At 72.2% G+C, this 17,175-nt stretch carries 17 protein-coding genes; 4 read left to right on the top strand and 13 right to left on the bottom strand.

Annotated features, from left to right (window positions below; all coding sequences use genetic code 11):
• Positions 1-26: 26 nt before the first annotated feature.
• The gene (locus ACH4ZX_RS19170; protein ID WP_398273719.1) at positions 27-758 is read right to left on the bottom strand and encodes a DUF4232 domain-containing protein; all 732 of its coding nucleotides are present in this window, start codon (positions 756-758) and stop codon (positions 27-29) included.
• 228 nt (positions 759-986) lie between these two features.
• Between ACH4ZX_RS19170 and ACH4ZX_RS19165 the strand changes: the two genes are divergently transcribed.
• Together ACH4ZX_RS19165 and ACH4ZX_RS19160 are read left to right on the top strand one after the other, a co-directional pair.
• A complete protein-coding gene (locus tag ACH4ZX_RS19165; RefSeq protein WP_398273716.1) occupies positions 987-1,574 on the top strand; it encodes a tetratricopeptide repeat protein in 588 nt (195 codons plus the stop codon).
• Positions 1,575-1,849: 275 nt separating this feature from the next.
• On the top strand, positions 1,850-3,064 hold the full coding sequence (locus ACH4ZX_RS19160; protein ID WP_398273713.1) for a sensor histidine kinase: 1,215 nt from the start codon (positions 1,850-1,852) through the stop codon (positions 3,062-3,064).
• Between the two features lie 21 nt (positions 3,065-3,085).
• On the opposite strand, the gene ACH4ZX_RS19155 is transcribed toward ACH4ZX_RS19160, so the two are convergent.
• The 12 genes from ACH4ZX_RS19155 to ACH4ZX_RS19100 all read right to left on the bottom strand — a co-directional run bounded on the left by ACH4ZX_RS19155 (position 3,086) and on the right by ACH4ZX_RS19100 (position 15,711).
• Positions 3,086-3,256 carry a hypothetical protein gene (locus ACH4ZX_RS19155; protein ID WP_398273710.1) on the bottom strand — a complete coding sequence of 57 codons (171 nt, stop codon included), beginning with the start codon at positions 3,254-3,256 and terminating at the stop codon, positions 3,086-3,088.
• Positions 3,253-4,317, bottom strand: coding sequence for an alpha/beta fold hydrolase (locus ACH4ZX_RS19150; RefSeq protein ID WP_398273707.1), 1,065 nt, complete (start codon positions 4,315-4,317; stop codon positions 3,253-3,255). Before ACH4ZX_RS19150 ends, ACH4ZX_RS19155 begins: the two co-directional genes overlap by 4 nt.
• A gap of 278 nt (positions 4,318-4,595) precedes the next feature.
• The gene (locus ACH4ZX_RS19145) at positions 4,596-5,783 is read right to left on the bottom strand and encodes a macrolide family glycosyltransferase (protein WP_398273704.1); all 1,188 of its coding nucleotides are present in this window, start codon (positions 5,781-5,783) and stop codon (positions 4,596-4,598) included.
• Positions 5,744-6,877 carry a Gfo/Idh/MocA family protein gene (locus tag ACH4ZX_RS19140; protein ID WP_398273701.1) on the bottom strand — a complete coding sequence of 378 codons (1,134 nt, stop codon included), beginning with the start codon at positions 6,875-6,877 and terminating at the stop codon, positions 5,744-5,746. The genes ACH4ZX_RS19145 and ACH4ZX_RS19140 overlap by 40 nt, the downstream gene beginning before the upstream one ends.
• On the bottom strand, positions 6,874-8,274 hold the full coding sequence (locus ACH4ZX_RS19135; RefSeq protein ID WP_398273698.1) for an NDP-hexose 2,3-dehydratase family protein: 1,401 nt from the start codon (positions 8,272-8,274) through the stop codon (positions 6,874-6,876). Before ACH4ZX_RS19135 ends, ACH4ZX_RS19140 begins: the two co-directional genes overlap by 4 nt.
• A gap of 43 nt (positions 8,275-8,317) precedes the next feature.
• Positions 8,318-9,061, bottom strand: a complete 744-nt coding sequence (locus ACH4ZX_RS19130) for an NAD-dependent epimerase/dehydratase family protein (RefSeq protein ID WP_398273695.1) — start codon at positions 9,059-9,061, stop codon at positions 8,318-8,320.
• A gap of 115 nt (positions 9,062-9,176) precedes the next feature.
• The gene (gene rfbH, locus ACH4ZX_RS19125; RefSeq protein ID WP_398273692.1) at positions 9,177-10,490 is read right to left on the bottom strand and encodes a lipopolysaccharide biosynthesis protein RfbH; all 1,314 of its coding nucleotides are present in this window, start codon (positions 10,488-10,490) and stop codon (positions 9,177-9,179) included.
• Positions 10,491-10,492: 2 nt separating this feature from the next.
• Positions 10,493-11,491, bottom strand: coding sequence for an NAD-dependent epimerase/dehydratase family protein (locus ACH4ZX_RS19120; protein WP_398273689.1), 999 nt, complete (start codon positions 11,489-11,491; stop codon positions 10,493-10,495).
• Positions 11,478-12,464, bottom strand: a complete 987-nt coding sequence (gene rfbB / locus ACH4ZX_RS19115) for a dTDP-glucose 4,6-dehydratase (RefSeq protein WP_398273686.1) — start codon at positions 12,462-12,464, stop codon at positions 11,478-11,480. Before rfbB ends, ACH4ZX_RS19120 begins: the two co-directional genes overlap by 14 nt.
• Entirely contained in the window at positions 12,461-13,528 is a 1,068-nt protein-coding gene (locus ACH4ZX_RS19110; protein WP_398273683.1) for a glucose-1-phosphate thymidylyltransferase, read from the bottom strand. Before ACH4ZX_RS19110 ends, rfbB begins: the two co-directional genes overlap by 4 nt.
• A 259-nt stretch (positions 13,529-13,787) precedes the next feature.
• Positions 13,788-14,360 carry a dTDP-4-dehydrorhamnose 3,5-epimerase family protein gene (locus ACH4ZX_RS19105; RefSeq protein ID WP_398273680.1) on the bottom strand — a complete coding sequence of 191 codons (573 nt, stop codon included), beginning with the start codon at positions 14,358-14,360 and terminating at the stop codon, positions 13,788-13,790.
• Positions 14,361-14,424: 64 nt separating this feature from the next.
• Positions 14,425-15,711 carry a nucleotide disphospho-sugar-binding domain-containing protein gene (locus tag ACH4ZX_RS19100; RefSeq protein ID WP_398273677.1) on the bottom strand — a complete coding sequence of 429 codons (1,287 nt, stop codon included), beginning with the start codon at positions 15,709-15,711 and terminating at the stop codon, positions 14,425-14,427.
• A 503-nt stretch (positions 15,712-16,214) separates the two neighbouring features.
• On the opposite strand from ACH4ZX_RS19100, the gene ACH4ZX_RS19095 reads away from it, so the two are divergent.
• Positions 16,215-16,823 (top strand): DNA-binding response regulator, encoded by a 609-nt coding sequence (locus tag ACH4ZX_RS19095; RefSeq protein ID WP_398273674.1) that lies wholly within the window; start codon positions 16,215-16,217, stop codon positions 16,821-16,823.
• Positions 16,824-16,990: 167 nt separating this feature from the next.
• A partial coding sequence (locus tag ACH4ZX_RS19090) for a hypothetical protein (protein ID WP_398273672.1) occupies positions 16,991-17,175 on the top strand: 185 nt, incomplete at its 3' end.

Here is a 17,175-nt window from a genome sequence, read left to right as displayed (position 1 = left end):
GCTCCTTCGTCGAGTGGTGTGACGGCTCAGAAGTCGTCCGCGCCGTTGCGCAGTTCGGGGGTCCAGTAGCCGGTGAGCGCCTTGGCCGGGTCGACGGCGATGCCGTCGCTGCCGGGCGCGGTGACGGCGATGACCGTGGAGTCGCCCTCCAGCGTGAGGGAGAACGCCGACACCGGCTCCGTGTCCTCGTCGGTCCCGCCGTCCGAGAACTTCACCAGGGCGTAGGCAGGGGCCCCCGGCGTGAGCACGACCGGCGTGGCCGGCCTGCTCTTGGCCACGGACGGCACGTCCTGCTTGTGGCTCTCCAGGAACTGCACGTGCGGGAAGCCCGCCAGCCGGCAGGAGCGGTGCGAGGTGTTCTTCGCCGTGAGGACGAGGTGGGTGTAGGGCGGGCCGTCCTGCCTGACGGCGGTGACGGTGATGTCCCCTGCCGTGCAGACCGCGGCGGAGGCGGAGGCCTGCTCGCCGGACGAGCCGGACGAGCCGGACGAGCCGGACGAGCCGGACGAGCCGGACGAGCCGGACGAGCCGGTTGCCTCCGCGGAGCCGTCGGCGCCGGTGGAGCCCGCCGAATCCGAGGTGCCGGTGCTCTTGCCGTCTCCGGCCGCGGTCCCCGAGGAAGTCGCCGAAGCGGCGGCCGAAGGGGCGCCCGCGGAGGCCGGGTCGCTGTCCGTGCCGCCCTGGCAGGCGGTCAGGGACAGGGCGAGGGCCGTGCCCGCGACAGCGAGCAGCGTGCAGCGGTGACGCCTGGTGTTCATGAGATCTCCCCGTTGGGTGGTACGCCGTGTGCGCACGGCTGTCGTTCGACGGCGGGCGGTCGGTGCCCCTGCGCGTTCTCACTGCGTGTGACCGGGGCGTCCGCGTCTGCCTCCAGTCGATCATTTCGGGCCGGTGCCGCCCAGGCGGTTCCCCCGGCAGAAGTACGGTCGGCCATACTTCTGCCGGGGCTCGCGACCGGACGAGCCGGACGAACGGGGACATCGACGGTGCGGGACGGCACGCCTTCCACGGGGGACGTCGGGCAGCGGTTAAGGGGCGCCGGCGCGCTCCACCGGCTGGGCCGGGCCCAGGAGGCCCAGGAGCGCCTGCACGAGGCGGCCCGCCGCCTGGCCGAGCAGGACACCCCGCAGTCCCGGCTGGCCGAGCTGACGGTGCTCAACTCCCTCGGCAGCCTGCTGCGCCAGGCCGGCCGGCCGGCGGAAGCCCTGGACATCCACCGCCGCAGCGAGCGGATCTGCCACGCGGGGATACCGGGCCGGACGGAGGAGTTGATCGTGTTGTACCACGCGGTCGCCCGGCAGCAGATCGGCAACGACCTGGCGGCCCTGGGACGCTGGCACGAGGCCGAACCGCCGCTGCGGCAGGCCCTGGCCGCCTTCGAGGAGGCGCAGATGCCGGCCTGGGCGGAAGCGGCGCGGCTCGACCTCGGCCAGGTGCTCACCGCCACGGGCCACCGGGAGGCCCGGCAGACGCTGCTCGCCGCCCGCGAGGCCCTGACCGCGCTGAGGAGCCCGCGACAGGCCGAGGCCGCCGTCGCACTCGCCTCGCTCGACGAAGCCACCGCCGACACGTGAGGCCCGGCGGGGCGCCCGCGCGGGGATCGCCCGCGCGGCGGGGGTGATGTGTCCCAACTCCCTTGACCCGCACGGAATCGGCCGCATCAATTCCGGTCTCGCCGGGCAGCATCCGTGCGTGGACACGCACACACAAGTCCATAGTGCGGGACACGACACTCGAGGGCGGTCGGCTGTGCGACGTGACTTTCACGGCGGCTGATCGCTGCACGGGGCACAGGTATTGCATAGCATCCACGCGAAGACGCACAGAGTTGTGAGAGGCCGTGAAGGTGATGGGCGGTCACGACCGTTTCGACAGTGCGGACGAGTCGAGGGGCAACAGACTCGAGGCGGACGGCCCGCCCGTATTCGACGACGAGCTTCCCGCCCCCCGGTCGGCGCGCACCGTCCCCCTCGCCGCGCTGCTGGGCTTCGCGCTGCTGAGCACCGTCGACATCCTGCGGTCCGGTCTCGCCCCGGCCGCCGAGGCGACCTGTGTGCTGCTGCTCCTGGGGATCCTCGGCCTGCAGTTCCAGCACTCCGCGCCGGGCGGCAGCCGGGCGCCTCTGGCGCGCAGGTGCCTGACCCTCGCCGTGCAGGCGCTGCTGACCTGTCTGCCGCTGCTGCTGTTCCATGCGTACTGGGCGACGATGGCCGGCTGCCTCGCGGCTTCGCTGCTGCTGCTCCTGCCGCCCCCGGTGGCCTGGTCGCTGTACGGCGTCGTGGGGCTCGGCATGCTGATCCTGCCGGCGTTCGACGGCCGGTCGGTCCTCGACGGCATCCTGCTCTGCCAGACCACGCTGCTGACCGGGTTCGCCCTCTACGGCCTGGCCCGGCTGGCGGAGCTGGTCACCCGGCTGCACGCCGCGAGCGGTGAACTCGCCCGGCGGGCGGTCACCGGAGAACGGCTGCGCTTCGCCCGCGACCTGCACGACCTGCTCGGCTGCAGCCTCTCCGCGATCACGCTGAAGAGCGAACTGGTCCACCGGCTCATTCCCACGCAGCCCGCACGCGCGATGAAGGAGGTCGACGAGGTGCTGTCCATCGCCGAACAGTCCCTCACCGACGTCCGCAAGGTCGCGAGCGGATTCCGCGAGCTGTCCCTGCGGCAGGAGGTCAGGTCGGCGCGGTCGATGCTCGACGCCGCCGGTATCGACGTACGGACGGAGGTCGACCTGGGGCCGCTCTCCGCGCACCTGGACACCGCGCTCGCCACCACACTGCGGGAGGCCGTCACCAATCTGCTGCGGCACAGCAACGCCTCACGCTGCCGCATCGAGGCCGTGCAACTGGACGGCCTGGTGCGGCTGGTGGTCGAGAACGACGGCGTCGACCCCGCCCACCACGACCCCTCCCCCTACGGCGGCAACGGACTGGTCAATCTGCACACGCGGATGACCGCGGTGGGCGGACGGCTGGAGTCGGGGCCCTGGCGGGACGGCACCTTCCGGCTGCTGGCCGAGGTGCCCGTGCCGAGCCCCTCGTCCACCGCGCGGGTGGGCGGCTGACCGGCCCGCGGCGCCGCTCCCCTACGCGGCGCCGCCCTGCCCCGGCAGCAGCCGGAGGAAGGGAGCGGCCGGCGTGTGGTGGGCGGCCGCCAGGTCGTTCTCGGTGATGCCGAGGGACGCGAGCGTCTGCCACGGCGGCACACCGGCCACGGGGGCGGAGGCGGCGTCCTTGTCGTTCCCCGATTCGTTCATGAGGACCTCTCTCCGGACAGGGTGCGGGACGTCGGACGGTCGCCGCGGCGCGCGATGCGCAGCCACAGCAGCTGGGAGATGAGCCAGCGCCGCATCGCGCCGAGATGGGCGGGCGAACCGTGCACGTCGTCGAACGTCTTGAACCGCACGTCCTCGAGCGTGCCGCGCAGCAGCGCCTGGTCCTCGGCCGGGATGATCTCGTCACGACCGCTGGCGACGTACCGTACGGGAATCCGCACCTGCCGCAGCTGCTCCGGAGTGAGCGCGAACTGCTTCAGTAAATAACGCAGTTCGGCTAGGTTCGCGCTGCCGGTGAGGCGGCGCAGGGTGTCGGCCGTGATGCCGGGCACCCGGGGCCACCAGGCCTCGTCCGTGAAGAAGCCGGCGACGGGCGCGCCCACGGTGAGGACGCGGCGGATGCGGGAGTCGTCGGCGGCGGCGCGCACGGCGAGGTGGCCGCTGAAGCTGAGGGCGAGCATCGAGGTGTCGGAGACCCGGGCGCGGTCGGCGAGTTCGTCGAGCAGGAAGCCGAGGATGCGCCAGGAGTCGGGGCCGTAGGTGAAGGTGTTCTCGCCGACGCCGGGCAGTTCGGTGACGACGGCGGCGAAGCCCAGTTTGCGCAGCAGCGGCAGCAGGGGCGCCCACTGTTCCTTGACGCTGACGATGCCGCCCATGACGATCAGCAGCGGGCGGTGCCGGTCGAGGCCGGTTGCCCAGCAGACGACGGTGCCGTCGCAGTGCTCGAACTCCAGGCGTTCGATGCCCCCTTGGCCCTGTCGCCACCGGTCGAAGGTGTCGACGCACAGGCCCTGGGCGCGGACCCGGTCGGCGTCGCCGTGGTACGGGAACCGGGCGAGCGCGAAGTGGCGGCACGCGTCGAGGAGGTCGCCGCGGTCGGCGGCGGCCCGGCCCTCGGCGGTCCACACCGCGGCCCACGACCCGGGGTCCTGGACGGTGTCGTTGGTGATCCGGGTGAGGACGCGCGTGGCGTGCCCGGCCGTCATGCCCTGTCCCCGGGCGTGCAGGCGGGCGAATTCCTTGAGTTCTTCGAGATGGTCCATCGGTCTCCTAGCGAGGGAACCACCGGTTCGCACCGGTGGTGCCGTCGGGGCGGCGGGGGCGCCGAGGGAGACTCTGGAGACCCTGCCCGCCGGATCCCGCCGGAGCGGCTCTGCACCTTCAGTGTTCCGGCGCCCGCTTGCGCGGTGCTTGTACGCGGGCAGCGTCGCCTGTGCGCGGGCGGCGGGGCCGGTGCCCTGGATGCGGGGGCCGGTGCGCTGCAAGCGGGGGCCGGTCCGCCGGAAGCGGGGGCCGGTCCGCTGCAAGCGGGCGGCGGCGGTCAGTCCAGGCGGGCCAGGTACGCCTCGACGGCGTCGGCCGCGACGGCCGGGCCGTCGACGGACCGTATGCGCTCGCGCATGGCCCGCACCCGCTCGGTCACCGAGGCGTCGCCCGTCACGCGCTCGGCGGCCTCGCGCAGGCTCCGCACGGTGACGTCCTCCTTGGCCAGCAGGCGGCCGAGGCCCAGCTCCTGCACGCGCAGGGCGTTCGCCCGCTGCTCGTTCGTCTGGGGCACCAGGACCATGGGCACGCCGTTGTCCAGCGACTCCATGGTGCTGTTCATGCCGCCGTGGTTGATGAACAGCCGCGCGTGGCGCAGCACGTCGAGCTGGGGCGCGTACCGCCGTACGTCGACGTTCGCGGGCAGCGGCCCGAGGTCGGCCGGGTCGGTGTGCTCGCCCACGGTGATCAGGACGTCCCACTCGGTGTCGCCGAACGCCTCGATGGCCATGCGGAAGAACTCCGGCCAGCCCCTGGCCGAGGTGCCGAGCGAGACCAGCAGGACGGGGCGGTCCGGCGAGGCGGGCTGCCAGGTGCCCTGGTAGGGGCGTTCGGCGATGCAGGGGCCGGTGAAGACGAACCGTTCGTCGAAGGTCTCGCCGGCGTACTGGAACGCGCGGGGGAGGAAGACCAGGGCGAGCTTCTCGATGTGGGTGAGGAAGCCCATCGGGTCGGCGGGCAGTCCGAACCGGGGCAGCAGCGCCGCGAGCCTCATCGCCGCTTCGACGATCCGCGGGTCGTCCGGCTCGGCCACCGGGAACTTCTCCCGGATGGAGAAGTGTTCGTTCGAGGCCAGCACGGGATACGTCCGGATCAGCGGGACGCCGTGCCCGGCGGCGAAGAAGCGCGCTCCCCACGCCATGAAGTCGTGGACGATCACGTCCGGCCGGTTCGCCTCGTCCTCGTAGAACGGGGCGACCTGGGCGACGAGGGAGGTGGCCTCGTCCAGGCTGCGCAGCCCCTCGCCGGCGGTCTCCTCGGGCGTGAGGGGGGCCTGGTAGAAGTCGCCGAAGACCGATTCGTAGCGGACCGGTTCGGCGCCGGCGGCCTTCATGATGGGGGCGAAGTGGTCGGTCACGGTGCAGGTGACTCGGTGGCCCCTTCGCACCAGTTCCTCGATCACGCCGACCGTGGGGTTGACATGGCCTACGGCCGGAAAGTTGAAGAAGGCGATGTGGCGTCGCACGGGTGGCTCCTCCCGCTCGTCCCGCTCGTCCGGATTCCGTCAGTTGCGTCATTTGCGTCAGTTGCGTCAGTTGCGTCAGTGTCTTGAGATGCGTGGGTCACCTGAGTCACATGAGTCCCGTCGGGTTCGCCGGGTGCCGCTGACCGGCGTATCCCGTCGAGGAGTTCCGCCTGCCGCAGGGTGTCGCGGGGGTCCGGGAGGGTTCCGGAGCGCACGGCGGCGGCGAAGGCCGCGACGGTGGCCGCGACCTGGTCGTGCGGCGCGAGCGTGATCTCCTCGGTCTTCCCGTCGCGGTGCAGGCCGATCACGGGGACGTGGTCGGCGGGCGGGGTGAACGCCCGGTCGACGGTGATGCCGCCCTCGCTGCCCCACAGTTCGTACGACGAGCGGTAGGCGTGCTCCATGCCGAAGGTGAGCTGGGCCGTGACGGTGCCGGGCGTGCTCAGCAACGCGGCGCCGGAGGTCTCCACCCGCCGTCCCGCGCCCCGGACGAGGCGGGCGCCGGTGACGTCGAGGGCGGGGCCCAGGAAGTGCAGCGCGGCCCGCAGCGGGTAGATCCCGACGTCGGCCAGGGCCCCGCCGCCGAGGTGCGGGTCGTAGCGGATGTCACCGTCGGGCAGCGGGGGGATGGTGAACGCGGCGTGGAACGAGCGCGGTTCGCCGATCGCGCCGTCGGCGATCAGGCGTCGTACGGCCTCGTGCCGCTGGTGGTGGACGAACATGACGTTCTCCATGAGCACCAGGCCGCGGGCGGCGGCGAGTTCGAGCAGCCGCGCGGTGCGGTGGGGGTCGGTGGTCAGCGGCTTCTCGGCGAGGACGTGCCGGCCCGTGCGCAGTGCCGCCTCGGTCCACTCGGCGTGCAGGGCCGCGGGCAGCGGCACGTAGACGGCCTGGACGTCGTCCCGTTCGAGCAGTGCGTCGTATCCGTGGACGGGCCGGCCGCCGAAGCGGTCGGCGACCTCGCGTGCCTTGGCCGCGTCGCGGCTGGCGACCGCCGCGATCTCGATGCCGGGGTCGGCGGCGAAGGCGGGGAGCATGCGGCGCACGGCGATGCCCGCGCAGCCGATCACCCCGATCCGCAGGGGGCCGGTCATCGGGACCTCACCGCCGTCGCGTTGAGGCAGGCGAGCAGGGTGCGGGCCTGGACGTTGAGGTAGTGGCCGTGCCGGACCAGGGAGGTGAGCTGCCCCGGGGTGACCCAGGCGTAGCCGGGCGGCGGGTCCTGCGGGGCGTCGGCCTCGTCCGCGTCGACGATGAGGTAGCGGCTCACAGCGTTGAGGAAGCGGCCGCCCTCCTCGGAGTGCACGGCCTCGTAGCGGACGCGGTCGGGGCCGGCGTTCTCCACGGTGTCCAGGAACAACGGGCGTTCGCCGGCGGGCAGGTGGGCGTAGTTGTCGGGGGTGTACTGCACGGTCGGGCCGAGTTCGACGGTGTCGAGGAAGCCGGCCTCGACGCGGGCGTGCACCAGGACGTGCGGGACGCCGCCGAACCGCCGGGTGAGGAAGGCGGTGACGCCGGCGCCGACCGGCTCGAACAGGGGCTGGGTCCAGCCGGTCACCTCACGGTTGCCGGCCTGCACGGACACGGCGACGACGTCGAAGTAGCGGCCCGCCTCGTGCTCGATGGTGCTCTCGCGGCGTTTCCAGCCGGGGAGGTTGTCCAGCGGGACGCGTTCGGCGCGCACGCTGTGCCGGGTGCGCTCGCCGGTGATCCAGGACAGCAGCTCGGTGTCGGTGAGCAGCGCGCCGCCCCAGGTGTCGCCGAACGGCAGGCAGGACAGCACCGTGCGCGAGTCCATGTTGACCACGTTGTCCAGGTGCAGCAGTTCGGCGATCTGGCCGAGGGTGAGCCAGCAGAAGTCGTCGAGGAGCGGGACGTCGCCGGTGGCCTCGACCACCATGTTGCGGTTGGACTTGTGGTGGAACCACGAGCCGTGTTCGGACTGGAGCACGTCGGCGACGACCCGGCCGCGGTCCGGCCCGACGAAGTACTCGATGTACTTGACGTCCGCGCCCCGGTGGGCCTTGGTGTAGTTGCTGCGGGTCGCCTGGACGGTGGGCGAGAGCTGGAGCAGATTGGGGTTGCCGGGCTCCATCTTCGCCTGCATCAGGAAGTGCAGCACGCCGTCGAACTCCTTGACGACGATGCCCAGGATGCCCACCTCGGGCTGTTTGATGATGGGCTGGTACCAGTCGGCGTAGGGGCCGTCGCCGTGCGGTTCGCCCTGCTCGGTGACGTGCAGGCCCTCGACGGAGAAAAACCGTCCGCTGCGGTGCACCAGGTTGCCGGTGGACTCCTGGAACGACCAGCCGTCCAGGTCCGCGAACGGTATCCGCTCCACGCGGAAGGTGTTGGCCCGGCCTCGCCCGGCCAGCCAGGCCGCGAAGTCGCCGGTGCGGAGGTGGGCGCCTTCGGTGGTGGCCGCCGAGCGCGCGATGCGGTCCGGCAGGGTCGCGTTCTCACGCCTCTGGAGGATGTGGGTCGACGGCATCGGGGTAACTCCCTGTCTTTCTGGTGCGGAGAGCGCGGCCGGGTCAGGCACCGTCGGCCGCGAGGAAGTCGTTGAGGACCCTGCGGTAGTAGTCGGGGCCGAAGCCCAGGTCCGCGACCTGCGGTACCAGGGCGCGCAGTTTCTCGGTGGAGATGGCGTACGCGGCGCCCGCGTCGACGTACCTCTTGCGCGGCGCGAGCCGCAGCGCGCGGGCGAGATGGTCGACGATGTCCTCGACCGGGGCCGCGAATCCGGAGGCCACGTTGACCGTGTCCGCCCGCAGCCCGGCGGCGAGCAGCCGGTCGGTGATCGTCAGCATGTCCGCGACGCCGATCAGGTCGCGGACCGCGCGCCGGTGCAGGAACACCGACCCCGACCGGACCTGCCGCACCAGGGTGGGGATGAGCTGGTGGTGGCGCCCGTGCGGTCCGACCAGGTGCGCCAGCCGGAGGATGAGGTGGTCGGCTCCCGAGTCGCGTAACTGCTCCTCGAGCGCGAGCTTGTGGGCGCCGTAGGGGGTGGCGGGGCGGACCGGGGCGTCCTCCCTGCCCGGTCCCTCGGCGAGGCCGTACATGCCGGTCGCGGCCGTGGAGAAGAACAGGAGCAACTGCCCGCCCGCGGCGCACCGCTTCGCGACGTCGCGCAGCAGTGCGGCCTCCCGCGCGTAGTCCGCGTCGGTGGCGCCGCTCGTCCTGGACTCCCCCGCCGCGAGGGCCACGGTGCCCGGATGCCGGCCGGCCAGCGGACGCAGACTCCGGGCCAGGAATCCGGTTCCCACTATCTCCATCGTCTTCCCGGTCTCCTGTCGGGAGGCGGCCCGGCGGCGGGGAGCCGGCCGGCGGACCCGGTCCGCGGGCAGGGGTGCTCGGGGCCCGGTCCGGGAGGGGTGCGCCGACGGGCTCTCAGCCGCGCTGGGCCACGAACTCCTTGATCGTGGCGGTCATGTAGTCGAGCATTTCGTCGGTGAGCCCGGGGTAGACGCCGATCCAGAAGGTGTGCTCGGTGATGACGTCGCTGTTGGTGAGGTCGCCGACGACCCGGTGCGGCTTGCCGATGTAGGCGGGCTGCCGGGTGAGGTTGCCGGCGAACAGCCGCCGGGTGCCGATCTTGTGCTCTTCGAGGTGGGCGACCAGTTCGGCGCGGGTGAAGCGGGCCTCGGGGTCGACGGTGATGACGAAGCCGAACCAGCTCGGGTCGGACTTGCGGGTGGGCTCCGGCAGCAGCAGGCCGGGCACGCCGTCCAGTCCCTCGCGCAGCCGGCGCCAGTTGCGCCGCCGCGCCTCGATGAAGCCGTCCAGCTTGTCGAGCTGGGCGAGGCCCAGCGCGGCCTGGATGTCGGTTCCCTTCAGGTTGTAACCGACGTGGGAGAAGATGTACTTGTGGTCGTACCCGGCCGGCAGGTCGCCCATCTGGTACTCGAACCGCTTGAAGCAGGTGTTGTTCATGCCGGGTTCGCACCAGCAGTCGCGGCCCCAGTCGCGCAGCGACTCCACGATGCGGGCCAGGCCCAGGTCGGAGGTGAGCAGGCAGCCGCCCTCGCCCATGGTGAGGTGGTGCGCCGGGTAGAAGCTGACCGTGGTCATGTGGCCGAAGGTGCCGGTGAGCCGGCCGTCGTAGGTGGAGCCGACCGCGTCGCAGTTGTCCTCGATGAGGTAGAGGCCGTGCTCCTCGGCGAGTTGCGCCACCTCGGCGACCTCGAAGGGGTTGCCGAGCGCGTGCGCGATGATGATCGCCCGCGTCTTCGGGCCGATCGCCCGGGCCACCCGCTCGGCCGTCGTGTTGTACGTGCCCAGTTCCACGTCCACGAAGACCGGCACGAGCCCGTTCTGCAGGATCGGGTTGACGGTGGTGGGGAAGCCCGCGGCGACGGTGATCACCTCGTCGCCCGGCTTCAGCGCCCGGTCGCCGAGTTCGTGCTGGGTGAGGGCGGAGACGGCCAGCAGGTTCGCCGACGAACCCGAGTTGGTCAGATGGGCCTTGCGCCGCTTCAGCCGCTTGGCGAAGGCGGACTCGAACTTCTTCGAGCTGGGTCCGGCGGCGATGCGCATGGTCAGCGCCGCCTCGACGAGGGCGACCCGGTCCGCCTCGTCCAGGACGGCGCCGGAGGGCCAGATCTCGGTCACGCCGGGCACGAACTCCCGGTCGGGCGCGGTCTCGCGGTGGTATCTGCGGACCTCGTCCAGCACCAGTTCCCTGTGGTCGATGGTGTCGCTCATCGTCATGTCCTTCCGTTGACCGGTGCCGGCACAGCGGCTGCGAGCAGGTCGCGCAGCGAGTCGTCGAGGGTGCGGCGCGGCCGCCATCCCAGGAGCCGCAGCGCCCGTGAGACGTCGAGTTGCTGCCACGCCACGTCGGTGCGCGGGGACGGGGCGGGAGCGGCCTCGACGACGGCGAGGTCCACGCCGCTGAGGCGGACCATGCGGTCGATCAGCGCGCGCATCGCTACGGCCTCGCCGCGGCCGACGTTGATCACCCGGCCGCTCACGTCGGCCTTCGGCGCGGTGGCGGCGGCCCGTACGGCGTCGACGGCGTCGCGCACGTCGACGAGGTCGCGGCGGGCGCGCAGCGGCGGGAGCCTCAGCTCGTCGGGCCGCTCGCCCAGGGACCGGGCGCGGGCGGCCGCGCCGAGGTGTGCGGCGACCCGGCCGAAGAGGCTGCCGGCCGGCACCCCGGCACCGATCACGTTGGCGAGGCGGAGGACCACACCGTCGAGGCCGTCGTCGGCGGCGGCCCGCAGGACGGTCCGCGTGCCGAGGAGTTTGCTGCGCCCGTACGGTGTGACGGGTGCGGGCTCCTGCTCCTCGCGGGTGCCGGCGCCCGGCGTTCCGGCGCCGTACTCGTGGACGGTGCCGAGCTGGATCAGCCGGGGCGGGTGCGGCAGTCCGGCGAGTGCCCGGGTGAGGCGGACGACCAGGTCCGCGTTGCCCGCGGTCATCTCGGCCTCGTCGCCCTGCCAGACCCGGCCGGCGGCGTTGACCACCACGTCGGGCCGCAGCGAGCCGAAGAGGGCGGCGAGGTCCGGTGCGTCGGCGGCGAGCAGGTCCATGGCCACGTGCCGCGCGTCCCCCGGCCCGTCCCCGGCCGGGTCACGGGACACCGGGTGCACCTGGGCGCCGTCGGCGCGGAACGCCTCGCCGATACGGCGGCCCAGGTAGCCGGTGCCGCCGAGCACCATCACGCGCAGCCCGGCCGCCGCGCCGCGGTCAGCCGTGTTCACGGCCGGCCCCGTACTTGACGGCCTTCCACCAGTCGGGGTGGTCGCGGTACCAGGCCACCGTGGCGGCCAGGCCCTCCTCGAACCCGATCCGCGGCGCGTAGCCGAGCTCATCACGGATCTTGGACTCGTCGATGGAGTACCGCAGGTCGTGCGCCTTGCGGTCGGCGACGTGGCGGATCATCTCCGCGCCGGATCCGGTCAGTTCGAGCAGCCGCTCGGTGATGGCGCGGTTGGTGCGCTCGTTGCCGCCGCCGATGTTGTAGATCTCGCCGGCCCGGCCGCGGTCGAGCACCAGGTGGATGCCGCGGCAGTGGTCGTCCACGTGCAGCCACTCGCGGATGTTGCGTCCGTCGCCGTACAGCGGCACCGGCCGGCCTTCCAGCAGGTTGGTGACGAACAGCGGGATGAGCTTCTCGGGGTGCTGGTAGGGGCCGTAGTTGTTGGAGCAGCGGGTGATGGAGAGGTTCACCCCGTGCGTGCGCCAGTAGGTGCGGGCGACCAGGTCGGAGCAGGCCTTGGAGGCCGCGTAGGGGGTGTTGGGCAGCAGCGGCCAGTCCTCGGTCCAGGAGCCCTGCTCGATGGAGCCGTACACCTCGTCGGTGGAGACGTGCACGACCCGCTCGACCCCGCTGTCCAGCACGGCGTCGAGGAGGGTCTGGGTGCCCAGGACGTTGGTGCGGAAGAAGGGGCCCGCGCCCTCCAGCGAGCGGTCCACGTGGGACTCCGCCGCGAAGTGCACCACGGCGTCGTGTCCGGGCAGCAGTTCGCGCAGCAGGCCCAGGTCGCAGATGTCGCCGCGGACGAACTCCAGGCGCGGGTGCGTGGCGGGCAGGTTGTCGCGGTTGCCCGCGTAGGTCAGCTTGTCCAGGGCGGTGACCTGGGCGTCCTCCCACCCCGGGTAGGCGTTCCGGAGGAGGTTGCGGACGAAGTTGGAGCCGATGAAGCCGGCTGCTCCGGTGACGAGGATCCTCATGCGGCCACTTCCACTCTGGTGTGGTCGCCGACGACCAGGCGGTAACGGTCCGTGCTCTGCCCGCTGGTGCCGACCGAGGCGGAGCGTCCGATGACGGAACTGCGCAGGCCCTGGACGCCGGTGACCGACGCGCCGTCCAGGGCGATGGAGTACTCCAGCCGGCTTCCGGTGACCGTGCACGCGCGCCCGATGGACGTGTGCGGGCCGATGTGGCTGTCCTCCACGACCGTGCCGGCGCCGATGATCACCGGTCCCTCGATGCGGGAGCGGACGATGCGCGCCCCCTCCTCGACGACGACCGGCCCGGCCAGCACGCTGGCCCCGTCGATCTCACCGTGCAGGGCCGGCCGCAGGCTCTCCAGGACGTGCTGGTTGCAGTCGAGGAGGTCCTCGACGTTGCCGGTGTCCTTCCAGTAGCCCTGGTACTGGCCGGCCCGCACGTCGGCGCCCGTCGACACCAGCCACTGGACCGCGTCGGTGATCTCCAGTTCGCCGCGGGCGCTGGGCCGGATGGACCGGACCGCTTCGTGGATGGCGGCGGTGAAGAAGTACACGCCCATCAGGGCCAGGTCGCTGCGCGGCCGCTCGGGCTTCTCCACCAGGCGCAGCACCTCGCCGCCGGGGCCGAGTTCGGCGACGCCGAAGGCGCGCGGGTCCGGCACCTTGTAGACCACGACGTGGGCGGCCGGGCGGTGCGCGGCGAACTCCTCCGCGATGCCGGCGATCCCGTCGGGCAGCATGTTGTCGCCGAGGTACATGACGAAGTCGTCGTCGCCGAGGAAGTCGCGGGCGATGGCGACGGTGTGGGCGAGGCCGAGCGGAGCCTCCTGCCGGATGTAGGTCAGCCGGGCCCCGAGCCGGGAGCCGTCCCCGAGCGCCTGCTGGATCTCCTGGGCGCGGTCGCCGACGATGACGCCGACCTCGGTCACGCCGAGGTCCAGGATGTTGCCGAGGACGTATTCCAGGACCGGCCGGTTCGCGATGGGGATGAGCTGTTTGGGCATGGAGTAGCTGAAGGGCCGCAGGCGGGTGCCCGATCCGCCGGCCAGCACCAGAGCCTTCATGGGAGGTCCTCTCGCTTCATGTGTTGATGCCTCTTCGGTCCGGTGCGCGGTTCGCGGCCGACGGGGACCGGGCCCGGGACCGGGCCCGGGCCTTGTCCTCCTCGCCCCGGTGCGTGGGCGGTCGGCGGTCGGCGGTCGGCGGTACCGGGGCGACGCCGGGGCGGGCGCCGGTCGCGCGCCGGGTCAGGTGCCGGGTCGGGCGCCTGTCGGGCGCCGGGTCGGGCGCCGGGTCAGGTGCCGGGTCGGGCGGCGGGTCGGGTCAGGCGGCGGCGAAGTCCGGCAGCGTGCCCGCGGCCAGGGCCTCGGCGAGCGTCGCTGCCTTCGCGTCCTTGTCCGAGACCAGCGGTGTCCCGGCGCACTCCCAGGGAAGGTCCAGGTCGGGGTCGAGCGGGTTGATGTCGATCTGTGTTCCGGGGACGTACGTGGTGGAGACGACGTAGCAGATGCAGGCGTCGTCGGTGAGCGCCAGGAATCCGTGGCCGACGCCCTCCGGCACGTACACGGACCGGCCGGAGGCGGCGTCGAGTTCGTTGACCCGGTGCCTGCCGAAGGTGGGCGAGCCGACCCGCAGGTCGACGACGATGTCGCGCAGCGCGCCGCGGACGCAGGTGACGAACTTCGCCTGTCCCGGGGGGATGGTCACGCTGTGGATGCCGCGCAGGGTGTGGCGCCGGGACACCGAGTAGTTGATCTGACGGGGCCGGAAGACGATCCCCGCGGAGCGCTCCAGTTCGTCGGTGCGCAGCGACTCGTAGAACACGCCCCTGCTGTCGGGTATGTGGTCGGGCTCGATGAGAAAGGTGCCGGGGATGCCGGTCTCCTCGACGCGCACGCTCGCCCCCTCCTGCTGAAGTCGACTGGCCTCGGTGCCGTGTGCGGCGGCGGACGTCCGCGGCTCAGCCGCGGTGCTCCGCGGTCAGCCGCTCCAGGACCGGGACGACGTCCTTCGGTGCCGGGGCGGCCAGCATGTCCTCGTACAGGGCGCGGGCGCCGAGCTGGAAGGACGGCTCCTCGATCAGCCGGACGAGGTCCTTCTGCAGGCTGTCGACGTCGATCGCCGCCGGGTCGGCGACCAGTCCGGCGCCCCGGCGGGCGACGTACCGGGCGGTGACCATCTCGTCCCACATCGGCAGCGGCACGACGAGCTGCGGCACCTGGAACGCGACGGCGGCGGCGAAGGTCCCGCCGCCTCCGTGGTGGATGATCGCCGAACTGGTGGGCAGCACCTGGTTGAGCGGGATGTACTCGAGGGCGCGGACGTTGTCCGGGAGCGTGCCGGCCGCTTCCAGCTGCTCGCTGTTCAGCGTCGCGACGAGTTCCAGGTCCAGGCCGGCGACGGACTCGAAGAACTCCTTCATCGGGAAGCCGCTGTGCCGGCCGGCCAGCAGCCGGCGGCTCACTCCCAGGGTGAGCACGGCCCGGGGGCGTTCCGGGCGGGCGTGCAGCCAGCCGGGAAGCGCGGTGCCCCCGCTGTAGGGGACGCGGCGGACGGGGACGTACGTCAGGTCCAGCGGGGTGCGCATCCGGGACTGGGTCAGGTCCAGGGTCCACTGGCCGGTCAGCGTCTCCTCGGTGAAGTCGAGGCCGTAGCGCTCCAGGACCGGGCGCAGCCACGGCATCCACGGGTCCTCGGTCAGGCCGGACGACGGATCGGCCAGTTCCTGACGCGTCCTGGCCCGGACCAGGCCGATGTTGTCGGTGCCGAACAGCAGCCGCGCGTGCGCGGCGCCGCAGGCGCGGGCGGCCACCGCACCGGTCGGCGCGAGCGGGTCCCACAGGACGAGGTCGGGGCGCCAGTCCCTGGCGAACTCGACCAGCGTGTCCAGGATGGGCCGGCGTCCGCCCTCGGCCGCCGGCGGCGGGTAGTACGCGTGGAACATTCCCCCGAGCACGGCCCTGGCGGTGCGCCAGGAGTCCGGGTCGTCGGGGTCGAGCGCCAGGGTGGGCCGGTCGGGGCCCGCGCCGGCGATGAGGGGCGCGAGCGAGGCGGTGAGTTCCTCCTTGCCGCCCAGCGAGACCGCGGTGAGGCCGGCCGAGGTGATGTTCTCGATCACCTTCTGGTCGACCACACCTTCGGGGCTCGCCACCACGACCTCGTGGCCGGCGCTCTGCAGCGCCCACGCCAGCGGAATGGCTGGATATAGATGTGCCGATGCCGGAAAGATGGTGAAAAGAACGCGCATCGCTGACCTCTCCGAGACTGCCGGCGCCATGCCGACGCGTACGGTTCGCACGCATCCTGCGGGCGCCCTCTAAAGAGCCGCTTGTGCACCGCGAGCGGGGTGCACGGGGGGATACACGGGGGTGCACGGGGGTGCACGGGGGTGCCGCACCGCCGCCGGTCCCCCGGAGACCGGCCCCGGCCGGGGATTCGCCGCAGAGCGCGGATCGGCTTCAACTCTCCTTTGGAAGCGGGCCAGTTACGTCGTTGTGTGTCCGCAGGGGTTTGAATGCCGCACAATTTTTACGAGGTTGACTTACGATCTCCGCAGGATGGAGGCCGTGCAGATGATCGAGAGTCGCGAACGGTCGGACAGCTTGTACGAGTTGAGCAACGCCCACCCCTACAGAGGAGTTCGGTGATGCTGAACCTCCGGGACCATCCCGCCGTGCTCTGTATCAAAGGCCACGAACGGTCCGACAGCGCGGGCGAGTCGAGCGACGCGCACGTCTCCCGGGGAGTTCGGTGATACGCATACTGATCGCCGAGGACATGAACATGGTTCGCGGCGCCTTGGTCGCGCTGCTCAATCTCCAGGACGATCTCGACGTGGTGTGTGAGGTGGCACGCGGGGACGAGATCGTCGACATGGCGCTCATACACCGGCCCGACGTCGCCATCATCGACATCGATCTGCCCGGTGTCGACGGCCTGTCGGCCGCCGGCCGGCTGCGTGAACGGCTCCCGCAGTGCCGCGTCCTCATCCTCACGAGCCTGAGCCGCCCCGGCGCCCTGCGCCGGGCCCTGGAGACCCGGGTGGCCGGCTATCTCCGCAAGGACGCCCCGTCCTCCGAACTCGCCACCGCGGTCCGGCGGGTGGCGGCAGGACACCGGGCCGTCGACCCGGAACTGGCGCTGGCCGCCTGGGGGGAGTACGAGAGCCCCCTCACCGACCGGGAGACGGAGGTGCTGCGGCTGGCGGCGGAGGGCGCGGAGCCGCGGGAGATCGCCTCCAGGCTGCGTCTGTCGGCGGGGACGGTGCGCAACTACCTGACGACCATCGTCGCCAAGCTGAACGCCCGCAACCGCGTCGACGCGATCCGCATCGCGAGGGACGCCGACTGGCTGTTGTGACGCCGACTGGCTGTGGTGACGGGGTCCGCGGGCCACGGCGGGGCGTCGCCGTGCGCCGCACGTCCTCATCGAACGGCGTTCTGATCAACGGGCTTTGGCCGATCACAAGGGGGGCTCCCTAGCGTGCGGCGCAGGCAGCAAGCTGCGTCGACGCGAAGGAGCGGCCGGTGGCCGTCGATACGACTCATTCCAGTGGCACGAGCGCCTCCAGGGAGGCGGACGGTACGGCCCACCTCCCAGTTCACGAGGTGCTCCGGCTGGACCGGGTGATCATCCGGTTCGCGGGTGACTCGGGTGACGGGATGCAGCTCACCGGTGACCGTTTCACGTCGGAGACGGCGTCGTTCGGCAA

Origin of the sequence: Streptomyces sp. NPDC020490, from assembly GCF_044335305.1 — a bacterium.
Classification (GTDB): domain Bacteria; phylum Actinomycetota; class Actinomycetes; order Streptomycetales; family Streptomycetaceae; genus Streptomyces.
This window is presented reverse-complemented; position numbering and strand designations above follow the sequence as displayed.